12 protein-coding genes are annotated in these 13,914 nt (G+C 58.2%); 5 read left to right on the forward strand and 7 right to left on the reverse strand.

Annotated features, from left to right (window positions below):
• Positions 1 to 9 precede the first annotated feature (9 nt).
• Positions 10 to 2,673 carry an alanine--tRNA ligase gene (gene alaS / locus JM93_RS06825; RefSeq protein WP_145341583.1) on the forward strand — a complete coding sequence of 888 codons (2,664 nt, stop codon included), beginning with the start codon at positions 10 to 12 and terminating at the stop codon, positions 2,671 to 2,673.
• 58 nt (positions 2,674 to 2,731) lie between these two features.
• On the opposite strand, the gene JM93_RS22250 is transcribed toward alaS, so the two are convergent.
• Complete coding sequence (locus JM93_RS22250; RefSeq protein WP_280114410.1) at positions 2,732 to 2,857, reverse strand: hypothetical protein; 126 nt, start codon at positions 2,855 to 2,857, stop codon at positions 2,732 to 2,734.
• 203 nt (positions 2,858 to 3,060) lie between these two features.
• Here JM93_RS22250 and JM93_RS06830 point away from each other — a divergent pair, with 203 nt between their 5' ends.
• Together JM93_RS06830 and JM93_RS06835 are read left to right on the forward strand one after the other, a co-directional pair.
• Positions 3,061 to 4,368 (forward strand): cyclic nucleotide-gated ion channel, encoded by a 1,308-nt coding sequence (locus JM93_RS06830; RefSeq protein ID WP_208994979.1) that lies wholly within the window; start codon positions 3,061 to 3,063, stop codon positions 4,366 to 4,368.
• Positions 4,369 to 4,564: 196 nt separating this feature from the next.
• On the forward strand, positions 4,565 to 5,344 hold the full coding sequence (locus JM93_RS06835; protein WP_145341585.1) for an SDR family NAD(P)-dependent oxidoreductase: 780 nt from the start codon (positions 4,565 to 4,567) through the stop codon (positions 5,342 to 5,344).
• A 45-nt stretch (positions 5,345 to 5,389) separates the two neighbouring features.
• Here the strand turns inward: JM93_RS06835 and JM93_RS06840 are convergent, their stop codons facing one another.
• The 4 genes from JM93_RS06840 to JM93_RS06855 form a co-directional block, all read right to left on the reverse strand.
• Positions 5,390 to 6,019, reverse strand: coding sequence for a glutathione S-transferase family protein (locus JM93_RS06840; protein WP_145341587.1), 630 nt, complete (start codon positions 6,017 to 6,019; stop codon positions 5,390 to 5,392).
• A 90-nt stretch (positions 6,020 to 6,109) separates the two neighbouring features.
• Positions 6,110 to 6,556: a hypothetical protein gene (locus tag JM93_RS06845; RefSeq protein ID WP_208994980.1), complete on the reverse strand. Its 447-nt coding sequence runs from the start codon at positions 6,554 to 6,556 to the stop codon at positions 6,110 to 6,112.
• A 137-nt stretch (positions 6,557 to 6,693) separates the two neighbouring features.
• On the reverse strand, positions 6,694 to 7,905 hold the full coding sequence (locus JM93_RS06850) for an NADP-dependent isocitrate dehydrogenase (protein ID WP_145341589.1): 1,212 nt from the start codon (positions 7,903 to 7,905) through the stop codon (positions 6,694 to 6,696).
• Positions 7,906 to 8,178: 273 nt separating this feature from the next.
• Positions 8,179 to 8,958, reverse strand: coding sequence for a class I SAM-dependent methyltransferase (locus tag JM93_RS06855; protein ID WP_145341591.1), 780 nt, complete (start codon positions 8,956 to 8,958; stop codon positions 8,179 to 8,181).
• A 195-nt stretch (positions 8,959 to 9,153) separates the two neighbouring features.
• On the opposite strand from JM93_RS06855, the gene JM93_RS06860 reads away from it, so the two are divergent.
• Entirely contained in the window at positions 9,154 to 10,167 is a 1,014-nt protein-coding gene (locus JM93_RS06860) for a hypothetical protein (RefSeq protein ID WP_145341593.1), read from the forward strand.
• Between the two features lie 161 nt (positions 10,168 to 10,328).
• A complete protein-coding gene (ilvD, locus tag JM93_RS06865; protein ID WP_145341595.1) occupies positions 10,329 to 12,053 on the forward strand; it encodes a dihydroxy-acid dehydratase in 1,725 nt (574 codons plus the stop codon).
• A 31-nt stretch (positions 12,054 to 12,084) separates the two neighbouring features.
• Here the strand turns inward: ilvD and JM93_RS06870 are convergent, their stop codons facing one another.
• Entirely contained in the window at positions 12,085 to 12,627 is a 543-nt protein-coding gene (locus JM93_RS06870; protein WP_145341597.1) for a GAF domain-containing protein, read from the reverse strand.
• Positions 12,628 to 13,836, reverse strand: coding sequence for a sodium/glutamate symporter (gltS, locus tag JM93_RS06875; RefSeq protein ID WP_145341600.1), 1,209 nt, complete (start codon positions 13,834 to 13,836; stop codon positions 12,628 to 12,630).
• Positions 13,837 to 13,914: the final 78 nt, after the last annotated feature.

Here is a 13,914-nt window from a genome sequence, read left to right on the forward strand (position 1 = left end):
GAGATCCGAATGACCGGTGTAAATGAAATCCGATCTTCCTTTTTGGATTATTTCAAGAAGAACGGCCACGAAATCGTCGAGTCCGGTCCGCTCGTCCCGCGCAACGACCCAACATTGATGTTCGCCAATGCAGGGATGAACCAGTTCAAGAATGTCTTTACCGGCCTTGAAAAGCGCGACTACAGCCGGGCCGCGACAGCTCAGAAGGTCGTCCGCGCCGGCGGCAAGCACAACGATTTGGACAATGTTGGCTACACCGCGCGCCACCACACATTTTTTGAGATGCTCGGCAATTTTTCCTTCGGAGACTATTTCAAGGACCGCGCGATAGAGCTTGCCTGGACCCTGATTACGAAGGAATTCGGTCTGCCGAAGGACAAACTCCTTGTGACCGTTTACTCCGAAGACGATGAGGCGTTTGGGCTTTGGAAAAAAATCGCCGGTCTCAGCGACGACAAGATCATTAAGATACCGACCTCCGACAACTTTTGGACGATGGGAGATACCGGACCGTGTGGTCCGTGTTCGGAGATCTTTTACGACCACGGTGACCACATCTGGGGCGGTCCTCCAGGATCTGCCGACGAAGACGGGGACCGGTTCATCGAGATCTGGAATCTCGTCTTCATGCAGTATGAGCAAACACCCGAGGCGCGCCTGGATCTGCCGCGCCCGTCAATCGATACCGGAATGGGGATCGAGCGCATCGCCGCCGTTATGCAGGGCGTTCATGACAACTACGACATTGATTTGTTCCGCGCGCTGATCGCCGCTTCGGTGAATGCAACCGGCGTTGATGCGGAGGGGGCGGCGCTCAACAGCCACCGGGTGATTGCCGATCATCTGCGCTCGACCAGTTTTTTGATCGCAGACGGCGTGCTCCCGTCGAATGAAGGCCGCGGTTATGTGCTGCGCCGGATCATGCGGCGCGGCATGCGCCATGCCCACTTGCTGGGCGCACACGAGCCGCTGATGCATAAACTTGTGCCGGCTCTTATCCGGGAGATGGGCCGCGCGTATCCCGAGCTTGGCCGGGCGGAAGCCCTGATCAGTGAGACGCTAAAGCTCGAAGAAACCCGTTTCCGCAAAACTCTGGAACGCGGGCTCGGTCTGTTGGACAGCGCCACCGAAAACCTGTCCGAAGGCGGTGAGCTCGATGGCGAAACCGCTTTCAAGCTGTACGACACTTACGGCTTCCCGCTGGACCTGACCCAGGATGCGTTGCGCGCCCGGGGCATTGCCGTCGATACGGACGGGTTTGCGACTGCAATGGAACGCCAGAAAGCCGAAGCGCGCGCTGCCTGGTCCGGATCGGGCGGTGCGGCGACCGAGGCGGTTTGGTTTGCGCTCAAGGAAAAAACCGGAGCCACGGACTTTCTCGGATACGAGACTGAAAACGCGGAAGGCGTTGTGACGGGTCTTGTCGCCGAAGACAAAGAAGTCGATGCCCTCGAGGCTGGCAAATCAGGCTTTGTGATCCTCAACCAGACACCGTTTTATGGTGAATCCGGTGGTCAGGTTGGCGACACAGGCACGATGAGCGCACCGGGTGTGAAAATCCGGGTTACCGATACCCAAAAGAAGGCTGACGGTCTGTTCGTCCACAGTGTCTTGGTGGAAGAAGGCACGGTGACGCGGGATCTGGCGCTGGAACTGACCGTTGACCAAACCCGGCGCGGGGCGATCCGGTCCAACCACTCGGCGACCCACCTGGTTCATGAGGCACTGCGCGAAGTGCTGGGAACCCATGTGGCTCAGAAAGGCTCGCTGGTTTCGCCCGAACGCCTCCGGTTCGACTTCTCGCACCCAAAACCCATGTCGGATGAAGAGCTGGCAACCGTTGAAACCTATGCAAATGAAATTGTCTTGCAGAACGCGCCGGTCGATACCCGGTTGATGGCGGTCGACGATGCCATTGAAGCCGGGGCAATGGCGCTGTTCGGCGAAAAATACGGCGAGGAAGTGCGAGTCGTTTCCATGGGCACCGCGCTTCATGGCGCCAAGGAAGGAAAACCGTATTCTCTGGAGCTGTGCGGCGGCACCCATGTGCGCCGGACCGGCGATATCGGCCTGGTGACTCTGGTGAATGAAAGCGCGGTTGCCGCCGGTGTGCGCCGGATCGAAGCACTGACCGGGGCTGAAGCGAGGGCCTATCTGGACACGCAGGACAAGCGCGTTCGTGAGGTTGCCGGACTCTTGAAGGTGAGCGCAAATGATGTGCTCGCGCGCGTCGCGCAACTGGTCGATGAGCGGCGGAGGCTGGAAAAAGAACTTCAGGACGCCAAGAAGAAGCTGGCGATGGGCGGCGGGAGTTCAGATGGTGCCGGCGCCCCGGTAAAAGAGGTCGGCCCGTTCAAGCTGATGGCCCGGGTGGTAGAGGGCATCAATCCGAAAGACCTCAAGGGCATGGCGGACGACGCGAAGAAACAGCTCGGGTCCGGAATTGTTGTGCTGATCAGCGTAGGTGAAGAACAAAAGGCTGCAATCGTGACCGCCGTAACCGGCGACTTGACCGGCAAGGTCAGCGCTGTTGACCTGGTTCGGCTTGGGTCAGAGGCGCTCGGTGGACGGGGCGGTGGCGGACGACCCGATATGGCGCAAGCTGGAGGACCGGACGGAAATAAGGCTGACGCCGCAGTTTCTGCGATAGAAAGCCACCTGGCAGCTCTCTAGGGCGGTTGAAAATCCCTTCAAAGGCGGGCAGCGAAAGCAATTTGCCCGCCTTTTTGCGTTAGCTGATCCCGGCGACAATCGCCAGCGCACATGCCGCGAGCACCGTTGAGACAACCAGCATCTTCAACACGATATGACGTTTGGTCGTTTCACCACCGCGCACGGCGTCTGTCTTGAAAACCATTTCATGTCCTCCGTAGATGCAAGGGCGTTGCGCCCACACGTCTTAAATGGGGCAGCTATAGGCTGCGACAATTCACCTCAGCCTACCGCGAGTTCACAAAGCAGAGAGCATCGAACTTGGGCGATTGGACATCAGGGGCGGGAACACGCTAATCATAATGCTGAATTCCTTAGCCTTTTGCGGCCTGGCGCTGAGAGGGAACCGTGGAACACACGACGGTGAAAAGATATCTTTATGACGTCCTGGAGGATGCGGGCCGATACCGCGTCACGGCACGCTCCGTTCGCCATTTTCTTGTCTTCCTGATTGTCTTGAACATCGTCTTTGCGATTTTGGAAACGGTTCCGGAGATCAAGGCCAGTCAAGGCCATTTGCTCAACCTGTTTCAGTTGATGTCCGGGTTTGTGTTCCTGGCCGAATACTGCTTGCGGCTTTACGTGGCCGACCTGCACCCGCCCTTGCGCCGCTACGGGCCTGTCATGGCCAGAGTGCGGTACTCGCTGCACCCGGACGCTATTATAGACTTTTTGGCGGCACTCCCGCTGCTGCTTGTTCTTTTTCTGCCCAATACAGCCTTCACTGCTGTTGTCGTGTTGCGCCTCTTGCGCTTTTTGAAGCTTGCACGTTATTCGCCGGCACTGCGCTCCCTATTCTCGGCAATCGCTTCGGAGCGTCACGCGTTGATCGGGTCAACGGTGATTATTTGCGGCATCGTGCTCTTGTCCGCGACGGTCATGTACCTGATCGAGAACACGGCCCAGCCGGACAAGTTCCGCAGTATTCCGCATGCGCTGTACTGGGCCATCACAACCATCACCACGGTGGGCTATGGAGACGTCGTCCCGGTCACAAACCTCGGCAAGTCGATCGGTGGGTTTGTAATGTTGCTGGGCTATGGCTTGATCGCGCTCCCGGTCGGCATCATTGCATCTGCGTTTGCGCGCGAAATTCACAGCCGTGATTTTGTGGTGACCTGGTCCATGGTCGCCCGGGTGCCGCTGTTTGAGGATTTGACGGCGTCAGAAATCGCCGAGGTATCCAAACTGCTCCAGGCTCAAAAGGTGCGTGCCGGCACGATCATCGCGGAAAAAGGCAATGTTGCCGATAAGATGTACTTCATCTCGGAAGGGGCGGCGGAAATCCGCCTCGAACATCAAACGATCTACCTGGATGACGGAGACTTTTTCGGTGAGTTGGCACTGATCCATCAAAAACCGCGCACCGCCACCGTCCGCGCGTTCAAGGACTGCGAGCTTTTGGTTCTGGAAGCGGCAGCACTGCAAAAGCTCATGGACCGGAACCCGGAACTTACGAAGAAAATCCTCAACGAAGCGGAAAACCGTGTAGCGGAAAACCTGAAGGTTCTCGGTGATCTTGCCCAGGAAGAATTGGCACAGGCGGATATCGTTCCAGCGGATGCGGATGCGGAACCAGGATTGTTCGAGCCGGACGCACCGGGCAAAGACCCTCTCGCCGAACCTACCTCCAAAAAGCCCGCTGATCAGCCGTGAAGGCTCCATACAGCTTGCTTCGTTCAACGCTTTGGGCGGCGTGGTTGGGGCCAATCCGATCAGCCTGCTAAAACTTGCGAAGAAAAAAAGCGTTGGCTCTTGAAACCAGCCGGTCGAGCCAACACTTCCTGTCCAATGTAAACTGGTGAGTTTACTTGATTGGTGTTCGCTTGCATTTGGAGAAAAGGACAGTTTCATGACCGCCACCGCCTTGATCACCGGCGCATCCGCCGGCATCGGCACGGAGCTCGCCCGCTATCACGCCGCCAATGGGGGCGACCTGGTGCTTGTAGCCCGGCGTAAAGATCCGCTTGACGCGCTGAAGTTAGAACTTGAGGCTGCCCATGGCGTCTCTGTGCATGTGTTCGCTCAAGACATCGGGTCTGCGGAAGCCGCCCAAAGTCTTCATGATCAGGTCAAGTCGGCTGGCATCGAAGTGGGCATCCTGATCAACAATGCCGGGTTTGGCGGGCGCGGCCATCATATCGAGCGCGATCTGTCCAGTGAGCAGGCGATGATCGACCTGAACGTAATGGCATTGGTCACGCTGACACATCTGTTTGCAAAAGACATGGCAGAGCGCCGCGGCGGCAAGATCTTGAACGTCGGCTCGACTGCCGGTTTTATGCCGGGTCCAAAACAAGCAGTGTATTTCGCGACCAAAGCCTTTGTGAATTCCTATTCCCAAGCCCTCAACGAAGAGCTGCGTTCCAAGGGGATTACGGTTACTGTTCTTGCCCCGGGATATGTTGAGACCGAATTCGCTAAAGTGGCTGATCTTGAGGGCACTCAGCTTACAAAGTCAGGCGCCACGGCCGCAAGCGTTGCCAAGATCGGCTACGACGCCATGATGCAAGGCAAACTCGTTGCGATTAATGAAATGGGTTTGAACCTGGCAATGAACTGGATCGTGCCTCTGGTGCCGCGCCGGTTGATGCTGAAATTGGTGTCGAAGATGCAATCGAAAACGGCATAAGGGCGATTCAGCCAGACAAAACGACGGCCAGAGAACCGGGACTGTTCAGGCAGGTTGAGCGCCATCGGCCGGGATGAGGGAATCATCGAGCTCCGTCGCTCGTTTGTAAGCCGGTCTCTGATTCAGGTTTGCGACATAGGCTTTGAAGGCTGGACGTGGCTCGACAGTTCCAAATTGCATTGCCCACTCTAGGTTCATCCCGAAATAGACATCGGCAGCAGAGAACGAACCGCCGGCAATGTAGGTCTTGCCGCTGACCGCCATTTCGGCAACATCGAGCATATCCTCGTAAACACCATATCCGGCCTGACGCTGGCGTTCCGGCGATACCTCGAAACCCATGGAGCGGTTGACCAGGCAGGTCTCCATGGGGCCGGAAGAAAAGAACAGCCACCGGTAGTAGTCGGCGCGGGCATCCAGGGCCGGGGCCAATCCCGCTTCGGGAAACGCGTCGGCCAGATAGGCGCATATCGCCGCGCATTCTGTAATGACCTTGCCACTGTGGACGAGTGCCGGAACCTTTCCCAGCGGATTGATCGCCCGGTACGCGTCAGACTTCATCTCTGGGCCATAGGAGATCACTTTGGTCTCGTAGGGCTGTCCGATTTCTTCCAGCATCCAGCGGACCACGCGCCCGCGAGACATGGGATTTGTATAGAAAACAAGATCAGTCATTCCGGCCCCCAAAAGCGTTCCGTTTTGGTCTAGTGCCTTCGTGTGGCACCCGTCAAGGTTGTTTAAGGTGCAGATAATTGTGCCCTACTATTAGCGCGGGGCAACGCCTGCCGGAAGGGTCTGGTAAAGCGGGTCACCTTGCCAGAAAACGTCTGTCGGGCCGATGGCGTAATCAACGATGTTCCAGCGGTCATACTGGTAGCGCAGGAGCGCGTAGGTCTCTGCTCCGTCCATGTAGTCCGCGTCTTCAGAGAAGGTGGTCGTCCGCAAGTCGATCTGCGCGCCGCCCGGGCGCTGCGGGGAGACATGCAAGAACGCCCAGCCGCTTGAGACCTGCATGTAGTTGACCACGAACTCGACCGGCGGATTGAGACGGGCCTCGACCAGAGGCCGGAGGGCGTTGAGGATGTCCCGGCGTTCCTGGGACCCGCGCGGCGGTTCATAGGCGGGGGCCGCGCTGCCCGGGCTGGAAAGGCTCATCCATGTGAAGGCAAACACCAGGGCCAAAAGGGCCGGGAACGGGCGGAGCAAGCGCATTGACACCTCCTGAAGGTTTGATCACCTCAAGGATACCGTATTTCCCGCGGGGTGTTGTGACGCAGCTGTCAGAAAAAGGGCGCGCTGTGTGCGGACGCCCTCTTTCTTGAAAATGAAATCTCAGAAACGGCAGGAAGCTATCCCATCGCTTTCTGCAGGTTCTCGTCGATCTTGTCGAGAAAGCCTGTGGTGGTCAGCCAGCTCTGATACGGCCCGACCAGCAGCGCCAGATCCTTGGTCATGAAGCCGCTTTCGACCGTATCGATGCAAACCTGTTCCAGTGTGCTTGCGAACTTTGCCAGTTCGTCATTGCCGTCCAGCTTTGCGCGGTGGGCAAGGCCGCGCGTCCAGGCAAAGATCGAGGCGATGGAGTTGGTCGAGGTGCTTTCACCCTTTTGGTGCTGGCGGTAATGGCGTGTCACCGTGCCATGGGCCGCTTCCGCTTCCACGGTCTTGCCGTCCGGCGTCATCAGAACGGAGGTCATCAGGCCGAGGGACCCGAAGCCTTGCGCCACCGTATCGGACTGAACGTCGCCGTCATAGTTCTTGCAGGCCCACACATAGCCGCCCGACCATTTTAGGGCGGAAGCCACCATGTCGTCGATCAGGCGGTGCTCGTACCAGATCTTCTTGTCTTCATAGGCGTCCTTGAACTCTGCCTCATAGATCTCCTGGAACAGATCCTTGAAGCGGCCGTCATAGGCTTTGAGGATCGTGTTTTTGGTCGAGAGGTAGCAAGGCACGCCGCGCTGGAGCGCATAGTTCAACGAGGCGCGGGCGAAATCGCGGATCGAATCGTCGAGATTGTACATGGCCATGGCAACGCCTGCGCCTGGCGCATCATAGACCTCATGCTCGATGACCTCGCCGTCCTCACCGGTGAAGGTGATGGTCAGCTTGCCCTTGCCCGGAAAGCGGAAATCGGTTGCCCGGTACTGGTCGCCGAATGCATGACGGCCAACGATGATCGGCTGGGTCCAGCCTGGCACAAGCCGTGGGACATTGGACATGATGATCGGTTCGCGGAAGATCACACCGCCGAGAATGTTTCGGATGGTTCCGTTTGGCGACCGGTACATCCTTTTAAGGCCGAACTCTTCGACGCGCGCTTCGTCCGGAGTGATCGTCGCGCATTTGACGCCGACACCATGTTTCTTGATCGCGTTGGCGGCGTCGACCGTCACCTGATCGTCGGTCCGGTCGCGCTCTTCCATGCCAAGATCATAATAGTCGAGATCGATGTCGAGATAGGGGTGGATCAGCTTGTCCTTGATGAAGGACCAAATGATGCGGGTCATCTCGTCGCCGTCGAGTTCAACGACCGGATTGTCGACCTTGATTTTCGCCATGTGTGCCACGCGCCTCGTTTTTGAATGAGCAGTGTGTGCCTACCGCGTTCGGTTTAAAGAACGATGTCAGTACGATAAATCCGGCTGGACTTTGTCCTTCAGAACAGAACAGGCCGAATTTACCTTCAGATCCGGTGCTTTTCGCCATCACTGGCGCTGAAGGCGGTAATTGTGCGCGGTTGTATACAATTTGGACCAAAAGCGCAAGGCAGGTGGAAGGAACGGGGTTTGGACCGGCCGGTTGGACTGGCCGGTTGGAGCGGCCAAAAAGCGTCAAACAGGTTTATGGCCGAGAAACAGGCCCATTTGCTTCCCGACCTCCAGAACACCACCATTCTCCGCAAACGCGGTCTCCAGATCCGTCCGGAAGATCTTGCGCTGCTGTTCTGAGGCGGTTTCGCCCGGCAGGAAGGAGGTCAGCGCCAGAAACACGTCTTCCGGGTCGGTGATGCGAAGCCGTGCATCGTGCACGTGGTTCCTGACGGTGCCGAAGGTCCGGGTTATCAGCTGGTGTGCATGATCAAAGCCGAACACGGCTGCAACGGGTTCCGTTCCACTGCCGCCCACTGAACGCGCCAGCTCATAAAGCGCCTTGATGTTCCCGGCCCCGTTCGTGGTCGCGGCAAACCACCCGCCGGGTTTGAGCACTCGATGGCATTCCGCGATGGCCTTGGCCGGGTCTGATGCGTGATACAGCATGTGCATGGCGAGGACCCCGTCGAACGTGCCGTCTTCAAACGGCATGGCGCTGACCTCCGCTGCTCTTCCTTCGATCTTTGCAAACGGGGCGCTTTGGCAGTTGTCGAGGGCTTCTTCGACCATGCCGGAGGATTGATTGGCAAGCGTGAGGGCCAGACCGGACGGCAGAAACTCCGGAACAGATGCCCAGAACCATCCGGGCCCGCAGCCGATGTCGAGAATGGCCTGGTCCGGCTCAAGGGGCAGTTGACCGGCCACCCAGTCGAACCAGGGTGTTTCTGTGATCGTGTACTTGCTGTGCAGGTTTGCGCGGGCGGCGAGTTTGCTGCTGGAGCCGTATTGGGTTCGGGTCATCAGACTCAACACTCAAAAGGGTAAAGAGCGGAATAAATGCAACCTAAGGCAACTATTCGGCTTTTGCAGTCAACGGCTGACAGGGGCGGCGGAAAGGCGCGGTGTGCAGGGAAGGAGTGCCACGGGCGGTTTTCTTATGTACCGTAACGTCAATCAGGTCAGGCCGGACGCAGTCCGGAAGAGGAGACGGCAAGCATGGTTGAACACAACATACCGCCGGGTGGACGCAAGGATGCCAAAGAACCAGCGCGGCGCAATCAGCTGCCATTGCATGCCTATCTTTATGTCCCGCGGGTGCCGGCCAACTCGGACGAGGTCTCGGACAACATCGATCTGGGGGCCATTCTGCGGCTTGGTTCCTACTCGGATCTCGAAAGCCAGGCCCACCGGCTGCAAGAGGATCAAAAACACTACTATCCCTTGCAGCACATTCAGGATGAAGGCGGGCTTGGCAACGAGGCGATCTACAAGAACGCGGCCGGATCCGACAGCGGCAAGCATCACGGCATCCTTCTGGCGTGCGATGGCCGGGTGCTGCTGAAATCCGGCGAAAAGATGTATGTCGAAAGCGGCGATCAGAATGTGAAGGTCCACGGTAACTACAAGCTGGATGCCACGGGAAGCGTGACAGTGACAGCCGGCGAAGCTGTGTCCGTCAAGAGTGGCGGCGAGCAGAAAATCACCCTCAACGCCTCGGATCAGACCGGCGACATCGAATTGAAGGCCAACAATCTTGATGAGGATCTAATAGGTCACGTTCAGACGAACATTGCCGGAGATCGCACGACTCATGTCAAAGGTCATATCAACTCGTACACGGAGGGTTATCTGAAATCCATCACGATCGCCGGTTCGCTGGATGTTTTTGTGGGGGGCTTGTTGCAGGTTTCCGGCAGTTTGACCGGTCAAATATATACGGTCCGAGTACTCGGGAGCATACTTACGGCGAGCTTCGACTTTTTTCGCGCTAACCTGTCCGTGAATAACGTTAACAAGTCTGTGCGGAGAACTCAACTCGATACCATTCGTAACGCGATTACCGGGGTTAATCTCCAATTGGACCAAGTCAAGGTCTGGCGAGGTGGTGCGCGAGCGGAAAGAGCGGGGGTTGATGTTAACGAAACTCAAGTACGTCTAGTCGGTAACCAGCTGTTGGTTGAAGACGGTGGTGAAGCTGTTTCCCTGAGGACGCGCATTACCATGTTGTAAACACTAAATGGCGGACATTGGACCAATCTCACGTATGCGCGCAGGCGAAAGAAACAGCTCTTTCAAATCCGCTTGCACTCCGTCCGCCACGCTCTACGATCTGCGCACCAGGAGACTGACGTGGCCGGAATCCGTGATCACGCATGCCGAGGGAGAGCGGGATGGACAAGAAAGCAATCGACAAGAGCAAGCTGCCGAGCCGGCATGTGGTCATGGGGCCGCAGCGCGCCCCGCATCGCTCGTTCTACTATGCGATGGGGCTGACGCGCGACCAGATCAACCAGCCGTTCGTCGGTGTCGCCAGCTGCTGGAACGAGGCCGCGCCCTGTAACATCTCCCTGATGCGCCAGGCGCAGGCGGTCAAGCACGGAGTGGCCGCGGCCAACGGCACGCCGCGTGAATTCTGCACCATCACGGTGACCGATGGCATCGCCATGGGGCACGAAGGCATGAAGTCCTCGCTTGTCTCCCGCGATGTGATTACGGATTCGGTCGAGCTGACCATGCGCGGCCATGGCTATGACGCGCTGGTGGGGCTTGCCGGGTGTGACAAGTCTCTCCCGGGCATGATGATGGCCATGTGCCGGCTGAATGTGCCGTCAGTCTTCATTTACGGCGGCTCGATCCTGCCTGGCCAGTTCAAGGGCAAGCCGGTCACGATCCAGGATGTGTTCGAGGCGGTCGGCATGCATTCCGTCGGCAACATGTCGGATGCGGATCTGGAGGAGCTGGAGCAGGTAGCCTGTCCGTCGGCCGGGTCCTGCGGCGCCCAGTTTACAGCCAACACCATGGCGACCGTTGCCGAGGCCATCGGCCTGGCGCTGCCTTATTCCTGCGGGGCGCCTGCGGCCTATGAATTCCGCGACCAGTTTTGTGCCATGTCGGGCGAAAAGGTGATGGAGTTGATCGCGCGCAACATCCGCCCGCGTGACATCGTCACCCGCAAGGCGTTGGAGAATGCAGCCACCGTTGTGGCAGCATCTGGCGGATCGACCAATGCCGGGCTTCACCTACCTGCCATCGCCAACGAGTGCGGCATCAAGTTTGATCTCTTCGACGTGGCGGAGATTTTTAAAAAGACGCCGTATATCGCGGATCTAAAGCCGGGCGGGCGGTATGTCGCCAAGGACATGTTCGAGGCGGGCGGCATTCCCTTGCTGATGAAAACCCTGCTGGATGAGGGCTTCCTGCATGGCGACTGCATGACCGTGACCGGCCGCACAATCGCGGAAAACATGGCCAGTGTGAAGTGGAACGATGACCAGGACGTTGTCCGCAAGGCGAGCACGCCGATCACCCCAACGGGTGGTGTCGTCGGCCTGAAGGGTAATCTTGCACCGGATGGAGCCATCGTGAAGGTGGCAGGGCTTGCCAATCAGAAATTCACCGGTCCGGCGCGCTGCTTCGACAAGGAAGAGGCCTGTTTCGAGGCGGTGAAGAACAAAGATTACAAGGAAGGCGAAGTGCTGGTCATCCGCTATGAGGGGCCGAAAGGCGGCCCTGGGATGCGCGAGATGCTGGCAACAACGGCCGCACTTTATGGCCAAGGCATGGGCGACAAGGTTGCGCTGATCACCGATGGCCGGTTCTCCGGTGCGACACGCGGCTTTTGCATTGGCCATGTCGGGCCGGAGGCGGCGGTCGGCGGGCCGATCGGGCTTTTGCAGGACGGCGATATCATCGAAATCGACGCGGTTGAAGGCACATTGGCGGTCCAGCTTTCCGATGAAGAGCTTGAAGCCCGCCGCGCCAAATGGCAGCCCCGCGAAACCGGGTATGGCTCAGGCGCGATCTGGAAATTCGCGCAGACGGTGGGCCCTGCGAAGGACGGTGCTGTGACCCAACCCGGCGGGTTCGGCGAAAAGATCACCTACGCTGATCTTTGACGCATGTTCGGAATTTGACGACCCGGCTGCCTCAAGCCGCCGGGCCGTCCGATCTTGCTGATGCGAGCAGCCGTTCTGCATTTTTTACATCGTGGTGGGCGCGCAATAATCCCTCAAGCACAACAGCAAGGCGTTTGAGCTGCTGGACCTGATGCGGCGTTGGCATGCGGGCAACCCTGTCGATCACGCAAAGACTGCCAAGCGCCTCGCCTTGTTTCAGTGCAATCGGACATCCGATATAAAACCGGATATTCGGATCTCCGGTGACCAGCGCGTTGTCCTTGAAACGCGGATCTTTCGTCGCATCGGGAACAATTGTGATCCGGTCGTCCATGATCGTGTAGGCACAAAACGCAAGATCCCGGGATGTGCTGTCGACGCTCAAGCCGCATTTGGCCTTGAACCACTGCTGGTCTTCACCGACCAGCGACACCAGTGCGATTGGTGCCTTGAAGATCTCGCGCGCGGCTTCGACCAGGGCATCAAAAGCGGGCTCCGCCTCCGTTCCAAGGATTTCAAGGTCGTGCAGGGCCTTTAAGCGCTCTGCCTCATTTGCCGGGACAGGTAGTGACATCTAAAGGCTTATAAACCATTGGATCAGGACCGCGTTAGCAAGATCGACAAAAAAGGCGGAGATAAGCGGCAAAATGATGAAAGCCAGCGGCGAGGGACCGTATTTTTGCGTGACTGCGGTCATGTTGGCAATCGCTGTCGGTGTTGCGCCGAGCGAAAAACCGGCAAACCCTGCGGAAAGAACCGCCGCAAAGTAGTTGCTGCCCATGACCTTGAACAGCACGAACACGATAAACAGCGTCGCAAAGAGAGTTTGGAGCAGCAACGCCGTTACCAAGACGCCCGCGCTGGACCCCAGGGTCCACAGCTGCATGCTCATGAGCGACATGGCCAGGAAAACGGACAGGCTGATCTCCTGAATAAGGGCCAGAGAAGCAGTGTGGGCGGGCCAGGCAAGGCGGGTGAAAATCCGCGGGACGCTGTTTGAAATCAGTATTCCAGCAAGCAGGCACGGTACAAACAGCGGGAGCATGACCCCGGCCGCCTGTAGAGCCTCGTGCCCGGAGTACCCGACAGCAATGGCGACATGAAGCCACAAAAGGCTGCGCAAAACGCCATCATTCGTTATGGGGTCGTCTGCCGTGGCCTCATCGGTTTCGGCGCCGGCTGCGGACTGGGCGTCGGCAGTGTCCGCGGTCAGTTGGTTCTTGGTGATCAAATACCGCGCGATCGGGCCGCCCAGTAAACTTGCAGCGATCAGACCGAGTGTTGCCGTTGCGATGCCGAGTTCGGCAGCTCCTGCGACGCCATACTGGTCTTGAACAACCGGCCCCCAGGCTATCGCGGTGCCGTGGCCGCCAATGAGGGACGCAGTGCCCAGCATGACCCCGGCTTGTGCCGGCAGCCCCCATAGGACGGCGGCCAAGGTGCCGACACCGTTTTGGAACAGCATGGCGACCACGGTCAGCGCCAGCATGATGCCCAGCAATGGCCCACCCTTGATGAGATCCGATAGCCGCGCATTCAGACCAACGGTCGTAAAGAAATAGACAAGCAGTGCATCGCGGGCTGCCAGGTTAAAGGAAACTTCGCGGCCACTGAGCACCACAATAACGAGCACGCATAAGGCTACAAGCAGCCCGCCGCTGACGGGCTCCGGAATGGAAAAATCGCGCAACAGACTGACCCGCCCGGTCAAATGTTTCCCAATGAAGTAGACGACGATGCCAAGGGTCAGGGCTGCAAAAGCATCGACTTCAATTGCGTGCATTGGGCTGGATCCGTTTTGGTGGGCTGCCATAAAAAAATGACCGTAGATTTGGAAGGCTACCGCTGGCGGCTTCCCCTG

Source organism: Roseibium hamelinense (genome assembly GCF_007830545.1).
Lineage (GTDB): Bacteria > Pseudomonadota > Alphaproteobacteria > Rhizobiales > Stappiaceae > Roseibium > Roseibium hamelinense.